Below are 487 nucleotides of genomic sequence, written 5' to 3' on the forward strand. Positions count from 1 at the left end.
ACCAGTCGGCTATTGCAGCGTTTTCATCACTGAGTTTTGCCTGATAGCGATAACAGCTCTCACTGAGTCCAAACAAGGCACACGCAAATGCGATCGAAATGGCTTTATCTTGCACCGCCTTTTGCGCCAGCTCCCGCCGCCGCGACGGCTTTACCACTTTTTTTCGATGGCCTCTTTGAGTATTTCAGCTTTGAGTCGCTCTTCGGCATACATTTTTTTGAGTCGTGAATTCTCAGCCTCTAACTCCTTCAATCGCGCCATCATAGAAGCGTCCATGCCACCGAATTTGGCGCGCCATTTGTAGAAGGTCGCAGAGCTCATGCCATGCTCACGGCAAAGCCCCGGAACTGGGGTGCCAGCTTCGGCTTGTTTAAGGATTGCTAGGATTTGGCTGTCGCTAAATTTTGATGTTTTCATGCAGAATCTCCCTGCGTATATATTACGAGAAAATTCTACTTTTGAAATCTACTATTTTTAGGGGGGATTA

The 487-nt window shown here is 47.6% G+C and carries 1 pseudogene; it reads right to left on the minus strand.

Annotation, left to right across the window (positions count from 1 at the left end):
• Positions 1-417 (minus strand): annotated as a pseudogene (locus AAEY94_RS20620) (transposase); the annotation flags it as partial.
• Between the last annotated feature and the right edge of the window lie 70 nt (positions 418-487).

The sequence above is a fragment of the Shewanella sp. AC34-MNA-CIBAN-0136 genome (assembly GCF_040309945.1).
Taxonomy (GTDB): Bacteria; Pseudomonadota; Gammaproteobacteria; order Enterobacterales; family Shewanellaceae; genus Shewanella.